The 20,962-nt window shown below is 61.0% G+C and carries 15 protein-coding genes; 7 read left to right on the top strand and 8 right to left on the bottom strand.

Annotated elements, in window-relative coordinates; all coding sequences use genetic code 11:
* Positions 1–18 precede the first annotated feature (18 nt).
* Both FBX99_RS13970 and FBX99_RS13965 read left to right on the top strand, forming a co-directional pair.
* The gene (locus FBX99_RS13970; protein ID WP_371921413.1) at positions 19–3,627 is read left to right on the top strand and encodes a transporter substrate-binding domain-containing protein; all 3,609 of its coding nucleotides are present in this window, start codon (positions 19–21) and stop codon (positions 3,625–3,627) included.
* Positions 3,628–3,768: 141 nt separating this feature from the next.
* A complete protein-coding gene (locus tag FBX99_RS13965; RefSeq protein WP_144927342.1) occupies positions 3,769–6,720 on the top strand; it encodes an HD domain-containing phosphohydrolase in 2,952 nt (983 codons plus the stop codon).
* Positions 6,721–6,838: 118 nt separating this feature from the next.
* On the opposite strand, the gene FBX99_RS13960 is transcribed toward FBX99_RS13965, so the two are convergent.
* Both FBX99_RS13960 and FBX99_RS13955 read right to left on the bottom strand, forming a co-directional pair.
* Positions 6,839–7,321, bottom strand: a complete 483-nt coding sequence (locus FBX99_RS13960; RefSeq protein WP_055127277.1) for a GAF domain-containing protein — start codon at positions 7,319–7,321, stop codon at positions 6,839–6,841.
* Complete coding sequence (locus FBX99_RS13955) at positions 7,318–8,208, bottom strand: ATP-binding protein (RefSeq protein WP_144927339.1); 891 nt, start codon at positions 8,206–8,208, stop codon at positions 7,318–7,320. Before FBX99_RS13955 ends, FBX99_RS13960 begins: the two co-directional genes overlap by 4 nt.
* A gap of 163 nt (positions 8,209–8,371) precedes the next feature.
* On the opposite strand from FBX99_RS13955, the gene FBX99_RS13950 reads away from it, so the two are divergent.
* Complete coding sequence (locus tag FBX99_RS13950) at positions 8,372–10,693, top strand: response regulator (protein WP_144927335.1); 2,322 nt, start codon at positions 8,372–8,374, stop codon at positions 10,691–10,693.
* Here the strand turns inward: FBX99_RS13950 and FBX99_RS13945 are convergent.
* The 3 genes from FBX99_RS13945 to msrB all read right to left on the bottom strand — a co-directional run bounded on the left by FBX99_RS13945 (position 10,677) and on the right by msrB (position 12,251).
* Positions 10,677–11,138, bottom strand: a complete 462-nt coding sequence (locus tag FBX99_RS13945; RefSeq protein ID WP_144927333.1) for a MarR family winged helix-turn-helix transcriptional regulator — start codon at positions 11,136–11,138, stop codon at positions 10,677–10,679. The genes FBX99_RS13950 and FBX99_RS13945 overlap by 17 nt on opposite strands.
* Positions 11,135–11,620, bottom strand: coding sequence for a glutathione peroxidase (locus FBX99_RS13940; protein ID WP_144927330.1), 486 nt, complete (start codon positions 11,618–11,620; stop codon positions 11,135–11,137). Before FBX99_RS13940 ends, FBX99_RS13945 begins: the two co-directional genes overlap by 4 nt.
* A gap of 235 nt (positions 11,621–11,855) precedes the next feature.
* Positions 11,856–12,251 (bottom strand): peptide-methionine (R)-S-oxide reductase MsrB, encoded by a 396-nt coding sequence (gene msrB / locus FBX99_RS13935; protein ID WP_144927327.1) that lies wholly within the window; start codon positions 12,249–12,251, stop codon positions 11,856–11,858.
* A 217-nt stretch (positions 12,252–12,468) separates the two neighbouring features.
* On the opposite strand from msrB, the gene FBX99_RS13930 reads away from it, so the two are divergent.
* On the top strand, positions 12,469–13,680 hold the full coding sequence (locus FBX99_RS13930) for a pyridoxal phosphate-dependent aminotransferase (RefSeq protein WP_053155200.1): 1,212 nt from the start codon (positions 12,469–12,471) through the stop codon (positions 13,678–13,680).
* A 299-nt stretch (positions 13,681–13,979) separates the two neighbouring features.
* The gene (gene htpX / locus FBX99_RS13925) at positions 13,980–14,867 is read left to right on the top strand and encodes a protease HtpX (protein WP_041020684.1); all 888 of its coding nucleotides are present in this window, start codon (positions 13,980–13,982) and stop codon (positions 14,865–14,867) included.
* Between the two features lie 155 nt (positions 14,868–15,022).
* Here the strand turns inward: htpX and FBX99_RS13920 are convergent, their stop codons facing one another.
* Positions 15,023–15,676 carry a thiopurine S-methyltransferase gene (locus tag FBX99_RS13920; protein ID WP_145131816.1) on the bottom strand — a complete coding sequence of 218 codons (654 nt, stop codon included), beginning with the start codon at positions 15,674–15,676 and terminating at the stop codon, positions 15,023–15,025.
* A gap of 103 nt (positions 15,677–15,779) precedes the next feature.
* On the opposite strand from FBX99_RS13920, the gene FBX99_RS13915 reads away from it, so the two are divergent.
* Positions 15,780–16,547, top strand: a complete 768-nt coding sequence (locus tag FBX99_RS13915; RefSeq protein WP_145131814.1) for a class III extradiol ring-cleavage dioxygenase — start codon at positions 15,780–15,782, stop codon at positions 16,545–16,547.
* Positions 16,548–16,682: 135 nt separating this feature from the next.
* Here FBX99_RS13915 and FBX99_RS13910 read toward each other — a convergent pair whose 3' ends face one another.
* The gene (locus tag FBX99_RS13910) at positions 16,683–18,356 is read right to left on the bottom strand and encodes a DEAD/DEAH box helicase (protein ID WP_145131812.1); all 1,674 of its coding nucleotides are present in this window, start codon (positions 18,354–18,356) and stop codon (positions 16,683–16,685) included.
* Positions 18,357–18,659: 303 nt separating this feature from the next.
* Positions 18,660–19,415 (bottom strand): spermidine synthase, encoded by a 756-nt coding sequence (locus FBX99_RS13900; RefSeq protein ID WP_047701534.1) that lies wholly within the window; start codon positions 19,413–19,415, stop codon positions 18,660–18,662.
* A 139-nt stretch (positions 19,416–19,554) separates the two neighbouring features.
* Here FBX99_RS13900 and FBX99_RS13895 point away from each other — a divergent pair, with 139 nt between their 5' ends.
* A complete protein-coding gene (locus FBX99_RS13895) occupies positions 19,555–20,901 on the top strand; it encodes a class II 3-deoxy-7-phosphoheptulonate synthase (RefSeq protein WP_047701535.1) in 1,347 nt (448 codons plus the stop codon).
* Positions 20,902–20,962: the final 61 nt, after the last annotated feature.

The raw sequence follows: 20,962 nt of genomic DNA, 5'->3' as shown, positions 1-20,962 counted from the left end.
AACAGGATGTTCAGATGCATGAAAGGATGCCTCCTGCTATTGATGGCAGGGTTATATGCAGGATTACTCGCTGCGGCGCCGGATGCGCCCGAGCACTACATGCTTCTGGGTCGCTCGACCACGGCTCATCCCGAGGTCAGCCTGGATGAGGCCCAGCGTGACTGGTTGCGTGGCCGCAAGGCGTTGGTCCTGGGAACTTCCGCACCGGATTACCCGCCTTTCGATCTCTCTACCAGCGGACGCGACTACGAAGGCATGACCGCCGATTACGCCGGGCTCATCGCCGCCGCAACCGGCCTGCCGATGAAAGTCCTGCGATTCGAGTCCCGTGAGGCAGCCGTTGCCGCGCTCAAGCATGGACAAATCGACCTGCTGGGTAGCGCGAACGGTTTCGAAGCCCGCGACCCCGAGCTTGTCCTGTCGGCTCCTTATGCCGTGGACCAGCCCGTTCTCGTCACCCGAACCAATGAAAACCGATCCCTGAACGAGGATCTCGAGGGATTGCGGCTGAGTATGGTCTATCACTACCTGCCATTGCAGGACATCGAAAAACTTTACCCGAAGGCGCGCATCACCACCTACCCGTCCTATCAGAACGCCATAAATGCCGTTGCCTTCGGCCAGGCCGATGTATTTCTCGGCGATACCATCTCCACTCATTACATGATCAGCAAGGGATACCTGAGCAACATTCGCATGGCCAGCTTCGGCAAACATGAATCCTACGGATTCGGTTTTGCGCTACGACGTCACGACACCCGACTGCTGGAGATCATCAACGCGACGCTCAACCAGATCCCGATCGCCGAGCAAGCCGCGATTTCCAAACGCTGGAGTGCAGGTGCCGACCTTTATCTCACAGAACACAGGATACAACTGACCGATCGGGAGCGACGCTGGCTGAGCGGGCATCCGGTGGTTCGGGTAGCCGTGAACGAAACGTTCGCCCCGTTCACTTTTTTTGATTCGGACGGCGATTTCCGCGGGATCAGCGCCGATCTGCTGGAACTGATCCGGCTGCGTACAGGCCTGCGCCTGGAAATTCAGCACAAGCGCAACGACAGCGACGCGATCAACGCGCTCCTGAACGGTCAAGCCGATCTGATTGCGGCACTCGTACCCAGCAGCGAACGGCAGCAACAAGTGAAATTCAGCCGCCCCTATCTCGACAGCTCATTAGTCCTGCTGACTCGAAAGCAGTCCGACACGCCCGCCACACTCGACCAGTTCGGGACCAGGACTCTGGCGATTACCAAGGGCAACCCGCTCATCGAGTGGTTGCACAAACAGTATCCAGACATCAGGATCATCGAAGCCAACGACCCTTCGCACGCCATTGAACTGCTCGCCCAAGGCCAAGCCGACGGCAGCGTGAATGCCCTGGTCATGGCCAATTATTTTCTCTCGTCGCACTCGTTCCGGGACACCCTGCAAATCAGCAGCACCGTCGGCACCCAGCAGGCCCTGTTTTCCCTGGCCACAGCCAGGGGCGCGCCCGAGTTGAACACCATTCTCGACAAAGCCCTGACCAGCATCGACCCCGAGGAACTGGGCGTGATCAACAACCGCTGGCGAGGCTATGTCTCGGCATCGGAACACACCTGGCGCACTTATAACCGCCTGTTCTTCCAGGTCGTTGCGGGCGTCGGCCTGCTATTGCTGATCTCATTGGCCTGGAACGCCTACATGCAGAGGCAGATCCGCCAACGGCAAAGGGCCGAACTGGCGTTGAACGACCAGCTCGAGTTCATGCGCTCGTTGGTCAACGGCACCCCTCACCCCATCTACGTAAGGGATCGCAACGGCGTTCTGCAAAGCTGCAACGACAGTTACCTGGAAGTGTTCGATGTAAAACGCGAAGACGTCATCGGCAAGGACGTGATGTCCGGACCGGTGAGCAATGCCTTCGAAGCACAGGAGTACCAGGCGGACTATCAGCGCGTCATGGCCGAAGGCACCGCGTTGATCGTGGACCGGCCGTTGCTCATCGGGGACAGGAAACTGACGATCTATCACTGGATCCTGCCTTACCGAAACTCCGCCGCGCAGGTACAGGGCATCATCGGTGGCTGGATCGACATCAGTGAACGACGCCAGCTCTTCGATGAGCTGCGCGCCGCCAAGGAGCGGGCCGATGACGCAAACCGGGCCAAGAGCACCTTCCTGGCAACCATGAGCCATGAAATCCGCACCCCCATGAACGCGGTGATCGGAATGCTTGAATTGGCGTTGATGCACGCCGACAAGGGCCACGTGGATCGCTCGACAATCGCAGTGGCCTACGAGTCGGCCTCCGGCATGCTGGAGTTGATAGGCGACATCCTGGACATCGCCCGCATCGAATCGGGCCACCTGAGCCTGGCACCCGAGCGGGTCAATCTCAGGGCGATGCTGCAATCGGTCATACGGGTATTCGAAGGCGTGGCGCGCCAGAAGAATCTCGCGTTGTCATTGCAGTTCGAACCATCTGACGACAATCCGGATGTGCTGGTCGACCCCCTGCGGTTCAAACAGGTGCTGTCGAACCTGATCAGCAATGCGCTCAAATTCACCGAACAGGGCTGGGTAAAGGTCGAGGTCAGGCTGACTCGATCCGCCCGGGACGATACCCTGCACATGCAACTGCTGGTCAGCGACAGCGGTATCGGTATCAGCCCCAGCGACCTGCAACGTCTGTTCGAACCCTTTGCCCAAGCCGACAATGCCGGCCGGATGGCTCGAAAGGGTGCCGGGCTGGGGTTGGTGATCAGTCGCAACCTGTGCCGGATGATGGGTGGCAGCCTGGATTTGCACAGCCAGCCGGGCACCGGCACCCAGGTCCGGGTCTGCCTGAAGCTGACCCTCCTGCCTCCGGTAACGGCTTCCACACCTCCTGAACCGGCGATAGAAACCGCCACGGCCGCCCTGAACGTTCTGGTGGTTGACGATCATTCGGCCAATCGCTTGCTGATGTCGCAACAACTGGAATATCTCGGCCATCGCTACCAAGTCGCCCACGAGGGTGCCGAAGGGCTCAAGACCTGGCTTGAAGGGGACTTCGATCTGGTCATTGCCGATTGCAACATGCCCGTCATGAGCGGTTACGAACTGGCCGGGGCGATTCGCAAGCACGAGTCCGAACACCGATTGACACCCTGCGCCATTCTTGGATTCACCGCCAATGCACAACCTGAGGAAAAACAGCGCTGCCAGGCAGCGGGCATGGACGACTGCCTGTTCAAACCGATCAGCCTGAGCGCCCTCAGCCAATGGATGAAGGCCATCAAGCCCATCAGTCGCTCCAATGTCTTCAATGTACAGAACCTGCACGCGCTGACCGGCGGCAATCCCCTGTACACCCAGCGCCTGTTGGAAGAATTGCTCAACAGCAACAGATCGGATCGCCAGGTACTGCTCGACATCGCCCGGAGCGGGAACCAGCAGGCACTTACCGAAGCAGCACACAAGATAAAAGGTGCCGCTCGAATCGTGCAGTCGCCCTTGTTGATCCAGCGATGCGAGGCGCTGGAGCAGGCCTGCCATAAGGCGCAGGCACGCGACCTGATTGACGAATGCACCAGTGCCCTCGAACACGCCATGACCGAGCTGGAGCGGGTCCTGGAAACAGAGATCGCCAAGGCAAAATAAGCTGGTGTTTACTATGCTGTTGGCTCAGCAGCGCGCACCAGGGGCGTTCTCAATGGTGTACCCCTCCGCGCCTTGCGGCCCGCTTCAATACACAACGCGGTGCAAAACCATTGAGAACGCCTGCCCCCTGGAGTGACTGCAATGCCCAGCGCGCCGCGCCCGGAACAACGCCGGTTTCCTCTGCACGTCCACATCAGCGTGATGTTTACACTGCTTTTGCTGCTGACCGGTGTGGTGCTGGGGGTCTTCAACTACCGGCAGACGACGCAGATCATCCTGTCCAGCAGTGAAAAGCTGTTCAACCGGATCGAACAGGACGTGCGCCTGGACTTGTACGGCACCTACGAACCGATCCGCCATGTGCTGAGCCTGCTGGCCGACTATCCGGCAACACAGGCATCCAATCCCGACCAGCGCCTGGCCCTGCTCGGGCCCTTCAGCCAGGCGCTGCGGGACAACCCGAACCTGGCATCGTTGTACCTGGGCGATAGCAAGGGCGACTTCCTGATGGTCCGGCCGCTGCGCACCGCCGCACTGAAGAGCGCCCTGAAAGCGCCCGCCAACGCGTTTTATCAGGTCTGGACCGTGGAACGCGCAAACCCTGTGGGCCCGATCCGCTCCCAGTCATTGTTCTACGACCAGGCACTGGTGCTCATCAGCCGCCAGGACAACCCCGACGACACCTTCGATCCGCGCCACCGAAGCTGGTTTCGCAGCGCATTGGAGACGGCTGGCCAGATCACCACCGAACCCTACGTGTTCTTCTCCACCCACGACATCGGCACCACCCTCGCCCGGCGCAGCGGCGATCAGGCGGTCATCGGTGCCGACCTGACCCTGGCGGCCCTTTCGCAGACCCTTGCCAAGCACAAGGTTACCCCCGGCACCGAAATCGTACTGCTCGACCCACTTGGCAACGCAGTGGGCTACCCCGATAGCAACCGATTGCTGACAGACACCCGCTCGGCACGCCTGATCAAGGCCCGCGACCTTAATCCGGCTATCGCCGCCGTGCTGGACGCAAGCGCTGGTGCCTCGCGCCTGGAGGCGGCTGGACGTCGGTGGATCGTTTCCCGCAGCCATATGCAGGAAGGCGGCCCCCTGGGCCTGGAACTGGCGTTGCTGGTTCCGGAAGATGAACTGCTGGCCGATGCCTATCGCATGCGCTGGCAAGGCGCGCTGATTACCCTTGCGACCCTGCTGCTGTGTCTGCCTCTGGGCTGGTTGACCTCCAGGATCCTGGTCAAGCCTTTGGACGCGCTGGTGCAAGAGGCCGACGCCATTCGCAGCTTCGACTTCAATTACCCGATGTCCCGTCGCTCCCTGGTGCTGGAGGTCGATCAGTTGAGCCTGTCGATGGCCCGAATGAAAGAGACCCTGGCGAGCTTCTTCGAAATCACCGCCAGCCTGCGCGCCGAGACCCGCTTCGCACCGCTGCTGGAGCGGGTACTGTTCGAGACCGCGAATATCGGCCAGGCCCAGGCCGGCCTGATCTACCTGCGCGAGAACGACAGCGACCGGGTAAACCCCTATGGACTGGTGATCGAGCAGACCCCGCAGGACCTGGCCGCCTTCGACTTGCAAGGTCACGCCCTGGCCGGCAACGACAGCCCTCCCTGGCTTAAGCAACTGGCGGCATCGGATAACCTTGTCACTGCCCTGGGTTTCGAGCAGGCGGCAGACCTGCAGGGCGTCCTGCGGGCGCTGGACTCTCCGCGGGTTCATCTGATCGGCATCCACCTGCGCAACCGTCACCAGGAAACCGTGGGGATCCTGGTACTGCTGATCACCGACAGCGGCACCGAAGCCGACCTGGAGAAATTGCAACCCGACCGCATCGCGTTCCTGCAGGCCGTGTCCGGTGCCGCCACCGTGAGCATCGAAAGCCAGCACCTGCAGGCCAGACAGAAACAATTGCTGGACGCCTTCATTCAACTGCTGGCCGGTGCAATCGATGCCAAGAGCCCCTACACCGGTGGCCATTGCCAACGAGTACCGGCCCTGACGCTGATGCTCGCCCAAGCTGCCGCCAACAGCCAGGCGCCAGCGTTCGCGGGCTACCAACCAACGGCAGATGAGTGGGAAGCCTTGCACATCGCCGCCTGGCTGCATGATTGCGGAAAAGTCACCACTCCCGAGTTCGTGGTGGACAAAGCCACCAAACTGGAAACCCTGAACGACCGCATCCACGAAATCCGTACCCGCTTCGAAGTGCTGAAACGCGACGCCTGGATCGATTACTGGCAGGCCATGGCGATGGGCGGCGAGCCGTCTTCACTGGCGCAGTCACGGGATGCGACACTCGCCGGCCTCGACGATGACTTCGCCTTCGTCGCCCGCTGCAACCTGGGCTCCGAAGCCATGGCCGATGCCGATCTGCAACGCTTGCAACGCATTGCCCAACGCCAGTGGACCCGGACCCTGGATGATCGACTGGGGGTTTCCTGGGAGGAAAACCAGCGCCAGGCGCGCACGCCCAAGCCAACGTTGCCGGTGACGGAACCGTTGCTGGCCGACAGGCCCGAGCATCTGTTCGAGCGCCACGAAGCCGAAGTGATTCCGACAGACAACCCGTGGGGCTTCCAGCTGGACGTCCCGCAATGGAAATACAACCGTGGCGAACTCTACAACCTCAGCGTCAGGCGGGGCACGCTGACCCGTGAAGAGCGTTACGTCATCAATCACCACATGGTGCAAACGATCATGATGCTCAGCCAGTTGCCCTTCCCCAGCCATTTGGACAACGTGGCGGAAATCGCCGGCGGTCATCACGAAAAAATGGATGGCACCGGCTATCCCAAGCGGCTCAAGCGCGAGCAGATGAGCCTGCCGGCGCGCATGATGGCAATTGCAGACATTTTCGAAGCACTGACAGCAGCCGACCGCCCGTACAAGAAAGCCAAGAAACTGAGCGAAGCCCTGGGCATCATGGCCACCATGTGCCGTGAGGCCCACATCGACCCCGAGCTGTTCGGGCTGTTCATCGATGAACAGATCTACCTGGGCTATGCCAACCAGTTCCTCGATCCGGACCAGATTGATGACGTCGACACAGACAGTCTGTTGGCCCAGGCGGGATTGCGGTCATGCTGATCGCGCCACAATTCCCTGTGGGGGCGAGCCTGCTCGCGAATCGGTGACTCAGTTGAAGGCAATGCCGACCCTACCGCCGTCATCGCGGGCAAGCCTTGCTCCCACGGTTCCTGCCCATTCAGCAATCGGTCAGACGCAGGAAAATCTCCGCCAATTGCTCGATGCCGGCCTGGTCATGTTCGCTGAAACGCGCCAGTTTCGGACTGTCCAGGTCGAGCACGCCGATCAGGCGCCCGTCCTTGAGCAGCGGAACCACCAATTCGCTGTTCGACGCGCTGTCGCAGGCAATGTGGCCGGGGAAGGCGTGGACATCCTCGACACGCTGGGTTTGGCCAGTCGCCGCCGCGGTGCCGCAGACACCTCGCCCGAAGGGAATTCGCACACAGGCGATCTGGCCCTGGAACGGCCCCAGCACCAGTTCTTCGTTGCGATTGAGGTAAAAACCGGCCCAGTTCAAGTCGTCCAGCTGGCTGAACAGGAAAGCCGAGAACTGCGCAGCGTTGGCGATGAAATCGCGCTCATCCGCCAACAGGGACTCCAGCTGTGCCGATAGCAAGCCGTAGCCGTCGAGGCCCATGCCTGTGCTCTTCAAATCGATCATGCCTTGTGCTCCAGGAGTTTCAGGCCTACCCAATAACGGGCAAACTGATAGGCGCAACGGCCGTTGCGGTTGCCGCGCCCGGTGGCCCAGCGTACCGCCAGCACGTCCAGCGCTTCGTCACGCTGCCAGGCCAGCCCGGCCTTCGCCGCCAGCTCGCCGATCCAGTGTTCCACCACGTCGAGGTAGTGCTCCTGGGTAAACGGATAGAACGACAGCCACAATCCGAAACGGTCGGACAACGCGATCTTGTCCTCCACGGCTTCGCTGGGGTGAAGCTCGCCATCGACCCGTTTCCAGTTCTCGTTGTCGCTTTCCTTCTCCGGCACCAGGTGACGACGGTTCGACGTGGCGTACAACAACACGTTGTCCGGCGCCTGTTCGAGAGAGCCGTCCAGCACACTTTTAAGCACGCGGTAATCGCCCTCGCCGGATTCGAACGACAGGTCATCGCAGAACAGCACGAAGCGCTGTGGCAGCCTGGCGATCTGCTCGACCACCCGCGGCAGGTCGGCCAGGTGATCGCGCTCGATCTCGATCAAGCGCAGGCCAGCGATCGCATGCTCGGCCAGCAAGGCACGCACCAGGGACGACTTGCCAGTCCCTCGCGACCCCCAGAGCAGCGCATGGTTGGCCGGCAGGCCGTCGATGAACTGCCGGGTGTTGCGACCCAATTGCTCGACCTGACGATCGACGCCGATCAGGTCCGACAGGCGCATGTCGAGGCTGACCTGCAGCGGCAGCAGATAGCCGCTGCGTCCGTCGCGTTGCCAGCGGGCGGCCAGGGTCACGGTCCAGTCGATGGCGGGACGGGGAGCGGGCAACAGGGGCTCGATGCGAGCCAGTACGGCATCGGCACGCTCAAGAAAAGCATTCAATCGGGCGTCCACGTCTTCTCCTCGGACAAATTCACAGTAATGATGGCGCTGCTGCGCCGAAACGCCGCTCTCAAGGATGGCGCCATCCCATCCAGCACACACCGGCCGCGCCGGTATCCGGAGATGATCAGCTATGCTTGACCGGCGAAGGGAAACGTAAGTGGTTCACCATTCCATGGACATCAGATTCACCCAACGGCTCTCTTACAAGCAGGCCCGACTGACCGTCCTGGTGGGCTTCGTGCTGGGCACCTTGCTCAGCCTGATGCAGATCGGCATCGATTATGCCAGCGAAGACGCGTCGATCAACCGCGAGATCCTGTCGTTGCTGGAAATCAGCCACAACCCGGCCTCGCGCATCGCCTACAACATCGATGCCGAACTGGCCCAGGAGTTGGCCCTGGGCCTGTTGCGCTCGCCCGCCATCATCGGCGCCGAGCTGGTCGACAACAACAATACCGTGCTGGCCAATGTCAAGCGACCCGAACTGCAGAACAGTTACCGTTTCATCAGCGATTTCCTGTTTGGCGCCCAGCGCCGCTTCGAAGACCGGCTCTACCTGGACCATCTGCCCAATGAATCTCTGGGCGTGCTGCGGCTGGACGTCGACACCTACGCTTTCGGCAGTCGCTTCCTGCGTCGGGCCGAGGTCACGTTGCTCAACGGCTTCGCTCGCAGCCTGATCCTGACCGGCCTGTTATTGGCCTTGTTCTACGTGATGCTGACCAAACCCCTGGTGCGGGTCATTCGCGAACTGAGCAGCCGCGACCCGGGCAGTAATGAGCAGAGCAGCCTGGAATGCCCCACCGGCCATCAATACGACGAAATCGGCGTACTGGTGTCGGTCGCCAACCAGCAGTTCGAAAATATCTCCACCGAAATCCAGCAGCGGCGCATGGCCGAAAATCGCCTGACCGAATACCTGGCGCAGCTGGAAAACATCGTCTCGGCTCGTACCGCCGAACTCAAGGCCATCAACGCCCGCCTCAGCCAGTCCAACGAAGAACTGGAAGTGGCCAGGCGTACTGCCCTGGACATGGCCGAAGCACGTTCCGCGTTCCTGGCCAGCATGAGCCATGAGATCCGCACACCGCTGAACGGCCTGCTGGGCATGATCGCCCTGTCCCTGGACGGCCCCCTGACCGCCGAACAACAGCAACAGCTATCGATAGCCCATGACTCTGGCAAGGTGTTGGTCGAGCTGCTCAACGACATCCTCGACCTGTCGAAATTCGATGCCGGCCAACTGGAACTCGAACGTATCCCGTTCGATCTCGGCTCCCTGATCGAAGACACGGCCAACCTGCTTTCGCAGAATGCCGCCCCCAGCGTCGAGCTGGCCTGCCTGATTGATCCGCAATTCCCGGCGCAAGTGCTCGGCGATCCAACCCGTGTGCGGCAGATCGTCAGCAACCTGTTGTCCAATGCCCTCAAATTCACCCGTTTCGGCCGGGTCGATGTGCGATTGAGCGCCTATGAAGGCGGGGTCCGGATTGAAGTCTGCGATACCGGCATAGGCATTCCCCAGGATGCTCAGGCAAGAATCTTCCAGCCCTTCACCCAGGCCGGCGCCGGCATCACCCGCCAGTTCGGTGGCACCGGGCTGGGCCTGGCGCTGACCAACAACCTCTGCGAAGCCATGCAGGGCCGCTTGACGATCAGCTCCGAAGCCGGTTTCGGCAGCCAGTTCTGCGCCGACCTGCCCCTGCCCTGTCATACACCGGCGGCGCCGGTCGACCCCTTGCGTGGCAATATCGTCGCGATTACCGCCAACAGCAGCGGCCTGGCCGAACTGCTGGACAGCCTGTTGCCGGGCTGGGGGGTGGACTATTTGAGACGCTCGGTGGATGACAACCTGCTGGGCCTCAAGCCTGATGTCCTGATTACCGACTGCCCTGAGTGCCTGTTCAACTTGCGGCCAACCTTCAACGCGCCGATCCTGCTCGTCACCGCCTACGGCAGCTTCATGCCCAGCGAACAGGCGGCCGCCCTGGCCCCGCTACTTCAACAGGCCCGACCACTGGCGCGCCACGCGCTGTATCAGATCCTGCGTCGGGCGCTGCAGAGCGAGACGACCACCATCACTGACACGCAGATCGAAGCTCTGCCACCGTCCAGGCGCGCAAGAGTGCTGCTGGTGGAGGACAATCCGGTCAACCAGTTGGTCGCCAAAGGCATGCTGGTCAAGCTCGGCTGCGAAGTCCTTGTCGCCGCCCATGGCGCAGAGGCCCTGGATCAACTCGAACGGAGCACTTTCGACCTGGTGCTGATGGACTGCAACATGCCGGTGATGGACGGCTACGAAGCCAGTCGGCAGATTCGTCGCAGCGGCCGCTGGCCGGACCTGCCGATTGTCGCGCTGACGGCCAACGCCATGCCAGAGGAGCGGGAACGCTGCCGGGGTGCCGGCATGACGGATTATCTGTCCAAGCCATTCCGACGCGAAGAACTGGCGGCGATACTGGATCAATGGGTGCCGACTACGTCAGCGCTTTGATCTGCCCAAGCAGATGATCGAGACCATTACGCAACGCCCCCAGGCGGTCGAGATCAATCCCGCTGTCGCACAGCAGACGAGCCTTGAGGGGCCCGACCTGTTCGCGCAACGCCAGACCCGCCGGCAACAGGCCCAGGTGTACCTCCCGCTCGTCCCGGGCCGAACGCCGGCGCTGGACCAGGCCCAGTTGCTCCAGGCGCTTGAGCAGCGGCGTCAATGTGCCGGAATCCAGCAGCAACCGTTCACCCAGGGCCTTGACCGTCGGTTGTTTCGGCGCGGTGTCCTGCCATTCCCACAACACCAGCATCACCAGGTATTGCGGATAAGTCAGGCCAAGCTGGTCGAGCATCGGCTTGTAACCACGGATCACCGCCCGCGAAGCGGCGTACAGCTTGAAACACAACTGGCTGTCGAGCTTCAGCGAATCGACGGGCAGCTCGTTCATTTGAGCAGGGCTTCGATCTCATGGGTCAGGTCCTGGGGTTTAGTGGTCGGGGCGAAACGCTTGACCACTTGACCGTCCTTGCCGACCAGGAACTTGGTGAAATTCCACTTGATGCCCTTGGACCCGAGCACACCGGGGGCACGCTGCTTGAGCTGGACAAACAGCGGATGGGCGTTGGCACCGTTGACCTCGATTTTCTTGAACAACGGAAAACTCACACCGAAGTTCAGCTCGCAGAACTCGGAAATCGCCCCTTCATTACCCGGCTCCTGCTTGCCGAATTGATTGCAGGGAAAGCCCAACACCACCAGGCCCCGATCCCTGTAGGTCTGCCACAACTGCTCAAGCCCCTTGTACTGCGGGGTGAAGCCGCACTGACTGGCGGTGTTGACCACCAGCACGGCCTTGCCAGCGAAATCGGCCAGGGTCTTTTGCTCACCCTTGATGGTGGTGCAGGGAATGCTCAGCAGGTTGTCGCTCATGGCAAGGCTCCAAAGGAATGGGACTGACGTGCAAGATAGCGAGCAATTCAATTGTATGCAATTTAATTATTCAGCCACCTCCGCGAATGATTTGATACAGATTTGTGGCGAGGGGACTTATCCCCGTTGGGTTGCGTAGCGACCCCAAAGGAGGGATACATCAGCCTCGCACTTCAAGGGGAGCCTAATGGGGCTGCCGTGCAACCCAGCGGGGATAAATCCCCTCGCCACAGATTTACGCGCGGGGAACGAGATCCAGGCACACCGAGTTGATGCAGTAACGCAAGCCCGTAGGCGGCGGGCCATCGGGAAATACATGACCCAGGTGGGCATCACATTTGGCGCAGACCACTTCGGTGCGGATCATGCCGTGGCTGACATCTCGCATCTCCATTACCGCGCTGTCCCCAATGGGCGCGTAAAAACTCGGCCAGCCGCAACCGGAATCGAATTTGGTCCGCGAATCGAACAGCGGCTCGTTGCAGCAGATGCAGTGATAGACACCGTCGGTCTTGGTGCCGTTGTATTTACCCGAAAACGGCCGTTCAGTGCCTTTCAACCGACAGACGTTGTACTGCTCCGGGTCGAGCATGGCGTGCCATTCCTCAAGGGTTTTCTTCAGCTTTTCCATCGTCCCACCTCGGCAATTGAAAAAGCCCGATCCGACGCTTTTCCGCGGGTCGGGCGGCACGTATGATTGCGCCTCGTCAGCGCCAGTCTGGCAGTCGCGTCATGGGTATTCAAACGGATTGTGACGCCATGCCGCGTCAGGCCCGCCACAGACGCAAGATCACCAGCACGGTCGTCCATACGCCGCCTGGATCGTTCATCTTCGGGAACACATCGCCATGCAGGTCAGCAAATCGAACAAGCTCGCCAACGTCTGCTACGACATTCGCGGCCCGGTGCTCAAGCACGCCAAACGCCTGGAAGAGGAAGGCCATCGCATCCTCAAGCTGAACATCGGCAACCCGGCGCCCTTTGGTTTCGAAGCGCCCGATGAAATCCTCCAGGACGTCATCCGCAACCTGCCGACCGCCCAAGGCTACAGCGACTCCAAGGGCCTGTTCAGCGCGCGCAAGGCCGTGATGCAGTACTACCAGCAGAAGCAGGTCGAAGGTGTCGGTATCGAAGACATCTACCTGGGCAACGGGGTGTCCGAGCTGATCGTGATGTCCATGCAGGCCCTGCTCAACAATGGCGACGAAGTACTGGTACCGGCGCCGGACTACCCGCTCTGGACCGCCGCCGTGAGCCTGTCCGGCGGTAACCCCGTGCATTACCTGTGCGACGAGCAGGCCAACTGGTTCCCGGACCTGGCGGATATCAAGGCCAAGATCACCCCGAACACCAAGGCGCTGGTCATCATCAATCCAAACAACCCGACCGGCGCGGTGTACTCCAGGGAAGTGCTGCTGGGCATGCTCGAACTGGCCCGTCAGCACAACCTCGTGGTGTTTTCCGACGAGATCTACGACAAGATCCTCTACGACGATGCCGTGCACATCTGCACCGCGTCCCTGGCGCCGGACCTGCTGTGCCTGACCTTCAACGGCTTGTCCAAATCCTACCGGGTGGCGGGTTTCCGCTCCGGCTGGATTGCCATCTCCGGTCCCAAGCATCATGCCCAGAGCTACATCGAAGGCATCGACATGCTGGCCAACATGCGCCTGTGCGCCAACGTACCGAGCCAGCACGCGATCCAGACGGCACTGGGGGGCTACCAGAGCATCAACGACCTGGTCCTGCCGCCTGGCCGGCTGCTGGAACAGCGCAATCGCACCTGGGAACTGCTCAACGACATTCCCGGCGTCAGCTGCGTCAAGCCGATGGGTGCGCTGTATGCCTTCCCGAGGATCGATCCGAAGGTCTGTCCGATCCACAACGATGAAAAGTTCGTGCTCGACCTGTTGTTGTCGGAAAAACTGCTGATCGTCCAGGGTACGGCGTTCAACTGGCCGTGGCCGGACCATTTCCGCGTCGTGACCCTGCCACGGGTCGACGATCTGGAGCAGGCCATTGGCCGGATCGGCAACTTCCTCAAGTCCTACCGACAATAAGCCGTAGCGCGCGAGGCACCTCGCCTCGCGCGCTGTTTGATTCAGCAACATATCCGCCCTGCCAGCCTCGGCAGGCCCTCTACACTGAATTCTCAACAGCGGGCGGGCGATGCGGCCCAACGTTCACGGGACAAGAATGGCATCCGGCTTTTCCTCAGTGACTTTCAGAAAAGTCTTTCATTCATTTAGGACGCCTGTAGGACACAGTTTGAAATAGTCGCTGAGTTGAATAGCCTGCGGCAGCACCTTATATACCCCGCATAACGCTACATCTTTAGCATGAGGAGATTGCTACCACCATGATGCGCATCCTGCTGTTCTTGGCCACTAACCTGGCGGTCGTGCTGATTGCCAGCATCACCCTGAGCCTTTTCGGCTTCAACGGGTTCATGGCGGCCAACGGGGTTGATCTCAACCTCAATCAGCTGCTGATCTTCTGTGCGGTGTTCGGCTTCGCCGGTTCCCTGTTCTCGCTGTTCATCTCCAAGTGGATGGCGAAGATGAGTACCAGCACGCAGATCATCAGCCAGCCGCGCACTCGCCACGAGCAATGGCTGCTGCAAACCGTCGAGCAGCTGTCCCGTGAGGCTGGCATCAAGATGCCGGAAGTCGGGATTTTCCCGGCCTATGAGGCCAATGCCTTCGCCACGGGCTGGAACAAGAACGACGCACTGGTCGCCGTCAGCCAGGGCCTGCTCGAACGGTTCTCCCCGGATGAAGTCAAGGCCGTGCTGGCCCACGAGATCGGCCACGTTGCCAACGGCGACATGGTGACCCTGGCCTTGATCCAGGGCGTGGTGAACACCTTCGTGATGTTCTTTGCCCGCATCATCGGCAACTTCGTCGACAAGGTGATCTTCAAGAACGAAGAAGGCCAGGGCATCGCCTACTACGTGGCAACCATCTTCGCTGAATTGGTATTGGGCATCCTCGCCAGCGCCATCGTCATGTGGTTCTCGCGCAAGCGCGAATTCCGCGCCGACGACGCCGGCGCACGCCTGGCCGGCACCAGCGCCATGATCGGCGCCCTGCAACGTCTGCGTGCCGAGCAAGGTTTGCCGGTGCACATGCCCGACACCTTGAATGCCTTTGGGATCAACGGTGGTATCAAGCAGGGCCTGGCTCGTCTGTTCATGAGCCACCCACCGCTGGAAGAGCGTATCGACGCACTGCGTCGCCGCGGTTGATCGTCCGGAGCTGAAGAGAAGCCCGCAGCGATTCGATGATCGTTCCCACGCTCTGCGTGGGAACGCCTCAACGGACGCTCCGCGTTCGGCCTTTAGGGACGCAGAGCATCCCAGGCTGCATTCCCACGCAGAGCATGGGAACGATCACCCGCTACTCAGCGATTGAAAATCCGATAAACCCGCTCGTCCAACCTGGTCACCCCAGCCTGCAGGAACTTCCAGCTTTCCCCCAGCACATCCTGCTCCTGCAAGACCTCCAGCTTCCAGTTGTACCCCAGCAACCGCTGCACTTCATCATCACTCACGGAAAATGGCGGACCGGGCATTTCAGCCTGGTTGTATTCAAGGGTGATCAGCAAACCGGCGCAGCTTGGCAGGATGCTTTGCAGGTGCGCCGTGTATTGCTCACGCATCTGCCCAGGCAAGGCAATCAACGCTGCCCGATCATAAAGCGCCACGCAATCGTCCAGGTCATCCCGACCCAAGGCAAAGAAATCACCGCAACGGATTTCGATGTCCCCGGCACGAAACACCTTGAAAGCCCCCTCTTCACTCACGCTCGGCCTCAACTGATGTTCATCGAAAAAATCAGTGATGGCTTTTTCCGACAGCTCCACCCCCAATACCGAATGCCTCTGCTGGGCGAGCCACAGCAGATCCAGGGTTTTGCCGCACAATGGCACCAGTACCCGACTGCCCTGCGCCAAGCCCATTTGCGGCCAGAATCGCTGCAGGTACGGATTGACTTCCGATGAATGAAAACCGATCTGATTGGTTGACCAGCGCTTATGCCAGAACTCGGGCTCCATGATTCGCTCCAAAAATTCGATCAAAACAGGTTAAAACTTATATTAGATTTAGATCATTGACCTGACAGAAGATGACCACATCTTAACGCTCAGGAGCTCGTTCATGCTGCCCAGCCTGTTTATCTCCCACGGCTCACCGATGCTCGCCCTCGAGCCCGGCGACAGCGGCCCGGCGCTGGCTCGCCTGGCCGCGCAATTGCCCAGGCCTACGGCCATCCTCATTGTGTCCGCCCATTGGGAAAGCAGCGAGCTGTTGGTCAGCGCCAATCCGCAACCGCGTACCTGGCATGACTTCGGCGGCTTCCCGCCAGCCCTGTACCAAGTGCAGTATTCCGCACCGGGACAGCCGGAACTGGCCGCCCGGGTGGCCGAACTGCTCAACGCCGCGCACCTGCCGGCACGGCTCGACGTCCAGCGGCCATCCGACCACGGCGTCTGGGTACCATTGTCCTTGATGTATCCCCAGGCCGACATCCCGGTGGTTCAGCTCTCCCTGCCCAGCGACCAGGGGCCCGCTTTGCAGACACGGGTCGGCCAGGCGCTCGCAAGCCTGCGCCAGCAGGGCATCCTGTTGATTGGTTCCGGCAGCATCACCCATAACCTGCGCGACCTCGACTGGAACGCCGGCCCCGAGAGCGTCGAGCCTTGGGCGAAGGATTTTCGCGACTGGATCGTGGAAAAACTGGCGGCCGACGATGAGGTCGCGCTGCATGATTACCGTCGCCAGGCACCCAATGCCGTGCGCAGCCACCCCAGCGACGAGCACCTGCTGCCGCTGTATTTTGCCCGCGGTGCCGGCGCCAGGTTCAGCGTGGCCCATGAGGGGTTCACGATGGGAACGCTGGGGATGGACATCTACCGGTTCGATTGACCGAGTCGCGCCCTTCGCGAGCAGGCTCGCGAAAGGGGCAACACCATCAACCGACCGAACACCAAACGACAGGCATAAAAAATCCCCGAACCAGTCGGGGATTTTTCATGCTCGATCAATCAACCCAAGGGTTGATCAGTCTTCGCGATAACGACGCAGCTTGAGTTGCTTGCCGGCTACGCGAGTATCCTTGAGCTTGGCCAGCAATTTCTCCAGACCATCTTCCGGCAGTTCCACCAGGCTGAAACTGTCACGCACCTGGATGCGACCGATGGCTTCACGGGCCAGGCCACCCTCATTGAGGATCGCGCCCAGCAGGTTCTTGGCGGCGATGCCGTCACGGGCGCCCAGCGCGGTGCGGCAACGGGCACGGCCTTCGGCCAGCGGGATCGGTGCACGACGCTCACGGTCGCCACGGTCCGGACGGTCACCGCTACGCTCGGGACGATCGCCACGTGGCGCGCTGTTCGGCACCAGGGGACGTTCCTTCTCGATGGCAGCCAGGTTCAACGCCTGACCATTGGTGGCTTTGCGCAGCAGGGCGGCGGCCAGGGCACGTGGACTGCAACCGATGTCGGCAGTCAGGCGATCGAGCAGATCACCGTGGGTCGATTCGGCGTCAGCCACCAGCGGCGACAGGCTGTTGGTCAGCTTCTTGATGCGGGCATCGAGAACGGCCTGAGCGTCCGGCAGGCGAACCTCCGCCACCTTCTGCCCGGTAACACGCTCGATCACCTGCAGCATGCGGCGCTCGCGCGGAGTCACCAGCAACAGTGCGCGACCTTCGCGACCGGCACGACCGGTACGACCGATACGGTGAACGTAGGATTCAGGATCGTACGGCATGTCCACGTTGAACACGTGGGTGATGCGTGGAACGTCCAGGCCACGGGCAGCCACGTCGGTCGCCACAACGATGTCCAGGCGGCCATCCTTGAGGGAGTCGATCACGCGCTCGCGCTGGTTCTGGGCAATGTCACCGTTCAGCGCAGCGGCCTTGTAGCCTTTGGCTTCCAGGGCGCTGGCCAGGTCCAGGGTCGCTTGCTTGGTGCGCACGAACATGATCAGGGCATCGAAGTCTTCCACTTCCAGCAAGCTGAGGACAGCGGAGGTCTTCTGGTCGGCGTGAACCAACAGGTGGGCCTGTTCGATCGCGGTGACGGTCTGGGTCTTGCTCTGGATCTTGACGTGTTTCGGATCCTTCAGGTGACGCTCGGCGATCGCACGGATCGACTGCGGCAAGGTAGCCGAGAACAGTACGGTCTGACGGGTTTCCGGCATGGCCTTGAAGATCACTTCCAGGTCATCCATGAAGCCCAGCTTGAGCATTTCATCGGCTTCGTCGAGAACCAGGTGGTTCACGGTGGCCAGGACTTTCTCGTCGCGACGCAGGTGGTCGCACAGACGGCCAGGGGTGGCGACAACGATTTGTGCGCCATTACGGATGGCTTTCAATTGTGGGCCCATCGGCGCGCCACCGTAGACAGCCACAACCGTTACGCCCGGCATTTGCTTGGCGTAGGTTTCGAAAGCAGTTGCAACTTGCAGCGCCAACTCACGGGTTGGGGCCAGGATCAGAGCTTGCGGCTCGCGCTTGGACGGATCAATGCGGTGCAGGATAGGCAAGGCGAACGCGGCGGTCTTACCCGTACCGGTTTGCGCCTGACCAATCATGTCGTGACCGGCGAGAATGATCGGGATCGACTGCTGCTGAATGGCCGAAGGCTCTTCATAGCCGGTAGCGACTACTGCAGCGACAATATTGGGATGAAGTTCAAGAGCGGCGAAGCCGCCGATTTCCTGGGTCATGGGTCTGCCTCTAAGTGCATCCGCAAAGACCCATGCTCCAAAGCTGCACATGCCGTGTTGAGACTCAAGAGTCGCCCTGGCAGCTTTGTCGGCGGGGATTTGCGAAAACGAATGAATGAAAAAGAACGTCGTGGGAGCATCCGTTGTGTGGACATGCAATCGAAGCTGACTTCGAAATTGCGCTACCTTGACGCGGCCCGGCTAAAGGCCGGCGCGCACTATACCGGAATTCGGCAAAAAAGGGAGCTTTTTTTACAGTGGCTAAACCGGTTCACCTTTGTGGCGAGGGGATTCTCGGCTGTATCAAGTCGCCGGCCGAATCGCCTTGATCAACGGCAGCAACGAATAGCCCAGCCGTGGCGCCAACGCTTCGGCACGGGCGATCAGTCCTTCCATGTCCATCGTCTGCTCCAGATCCGCCGGCACGATCAGGATCACGTTGCCCTCCTTCACCGGCAGCTCCCAGTAGTGCCGGTGGTACAAGCCACGCAACAGCGCAGCGCCCAGCGGCTTGCCGTCGTCGGTGGCCCACTGGTTGATCACCAGCCAGCCGCCGGGGTTCAGGCGCTTCTGGCAGTTTTCCAGGAAGCCCCAGGCCAGATGACCGACGCCGGGGCCGACATCGGTGTAGAGGTCGACGAAAATCAGGTCCGCGGGCTCTGCGGTTTCCAGTAACTCCAACGCATCGCCGACACGGATGTACAGCCGTGGATCGTCATCCAGGCCCAGGTATTCGATGGCCAGGCGCGGCACGTCGGGACGCAGTTCGATGGCCTCGACGTCTTCCAGCGGCAGAAACCGGAGGCAGGCCTGGGTCAACGTACCGGCACCCAAGCCCAGGAACAGCGCGCTTTCCGGTTGCTCGTGGCACAACGCACCGATCAGCATCGCGCGGGTGTAGTCATATTCGAGCCAGCTTGGATCGGCCGTGAACACGCAGCTCTGCTCGATGGCATCGCCGAATTCGAGAAACCGGTAATCGGCCACTTCGAAGACCCGGATCATGCCGAACTCGTCATGCACCTCGGCGAGCAGATGCTCGACGCGCTCCTCTGTCATTTCATCTCCTGATGCTTGCCGGGCGGGCTGCGGCAAAAGCGTAATTGTCGGCCAAGCGACGGGAGCAGGTCACGCACTAATTTGCTGATAACTTTGCTGATAACATGGCCGCCCGAGCGTCAACCACCTAGAGATCATGATGAGCCAACCCTGGAGCCCTGACAGCTGGCGCGCCCTGCCGATCCAGCAACAACCCCGCTACCCCGACGCGGCGCACCTGCTGCAAGTCGAGCAGACCCTCGCCAGCTATCCGCCGCTGGTGTTTGCCGGAGAAGCCCGGGAACTGCGTCGCCAGTTCGCCGAAGTCACCCAGGGCCGGGCTTTTTTGCTGCAAGGCGGCGATTGCGCCGAAAGCTTCGCGGAGTTCTCGGCGGCGAAGATCCGCGACACCTTCAAGGTCCTGCTGCAAATGGCGATCGTCATGACCTTTGCCGCCGGTTGCCCGGTGGTCAAGGTCGGGCGCATGGCCGGGCAGTTCGCCAAGCCACGTTCGGCCAACGATGAAACCATCGACGGCGTCACCCTGCCGGCCTACCGGGGCGACATCGTCAACGGCATCGGTTTCGACGAGCAGAGCCGCGTGCCGGATCCGGAACGCCTGCTGCAGTCCTACCACCAGTCCACCGCCACCTTGAACCTGCTGCGGGCGTTCGCCCAGGGCGGATTTGCAGACCTGCACCAGGTGCACAAGTGGAACCTGGATTTCATCGCCAACTCGGCCCTGGCGGAAAAATACAGCCACCTGGCCGACCGCATCGACGAAACCCTGGCATTCATGCGCGCCTGCGGCATGGACAGCTCGCCACAACTGCGTGAAACCAGCTTCTTCACCGCACACGAAGCGCTGCTGCTCAATTACGAAGAAGCCTTTGTGCGCCGGGACAGCCTGACCAACGATTATTACGACTGCTCGGCCCACATGCTGTGGATCGGCGACCGCACCCGTCAGTTGGACGGTGCCCATGTCGAATTCCTGCGCGGCGTGAACAACCCTATCGGGGTCAAGGTCGGCCCGAGCATGAACCCTGACGACCTGATCCGCCTGATCGACGTACTCAACCCGGACAACGATCCGGGTCGGCTGAACCTGATTGCGCGGATGGGCGCGAATAAGGTCGGCGATCATCTGCCGCAGCTATTGCGTGCCGTGCAACGCGAAGGCAAGCAGGTGCTGTGGAGCTCCGACCCCATGCACGGCAACACCATCAAGGCCAGCAGCGGCTACAAGACCCGGGACTTTGCGCAGATCCTCGGGGAAGTGAAGCAGTTCTTCCAGGTCCACGAAGCCGAAGGCACTTATGCCGGCGGTATTCACATCGAGATGACCGGGCAGAACGTCACCGAATGCATCGGCGGCGCACGGCCGATTACCGAGGATGGACTATCGGATCGTTATCACACCCATTGCGATCCGCGGATGAATGCCGACCAGTCGCTGGAACTGGCGTTCTTGATTGCCGAGACGTTGAAGCAGGTTCGGCGGTGAGTCAGGTGATTATGCAGCGCCTGTGAATCCCTCATCGCGAGCAGGCTCGCTCCCACATCGA

The organism is Pseudomonas sp. SJZ074 (assembly GCF_007828215.1).
In the GTDB taxonomy this organism is placed as follows: Bacteria; Pseudomonadota; Gammaproteobacteria; order Pseudomonadales; family Pseudomonadaceae; genus Aquipseudomonas.
Note: the sequence above shows the minus strand (reverse complement) of the source record. Positions and strands in the feature narration are given on the sequence as shown.